This window comes from Pelomicrobium sp. G1 (assembly GCF_051905455.1).
Lineage (GTDB): Bacteria > Pseudomonadota > Gammaproteobacteria > Burkholderiales > UBA6910 > Pelomicrobium.
Map to the genome: position 1 here is coordinate 1 of NZ_JBQACR010000290.1, position 291 is coordinate 291.

General features: G+C 67.0%; 1 pseudogene. It reads right to left on the reverse strand.

The window, feature by feature from the left end:
* Nucleotides 1–291: pseudogene (locus ACTFO6_RS18555) on the reverse strand (PAS domain-containing sensor histidine kinase); the annotation flags it as partial.

Genomic DNA, 291 nt, shown 5'->3' on the forward strand with positions numbered 1-291 from the left:
GCCCAGGTTGAGGCCGCCTTCCAGCGCCCGCTCGACCCGCACGTCGAACCACGACTCGATGCTCTTGGTGCGGAACTGGACCGAGACCACGTACACCAGCGCCCCCGGCACCAGCGCAATGAGGGTGAAGAGCGCGAGCAGCTTGAAGACCAGCCGCGAGCCGAACACGCCACGGCGCAGCTTCTTCACCAGCCGCGCGAGCTGCGTTCCCACCACCCGCAGCAACAGGACCACGAGCGCCCAGTTCAGCGCCAGCAGCAGCGGATAATGGTCGGCGAAAAGGGCGCTGTT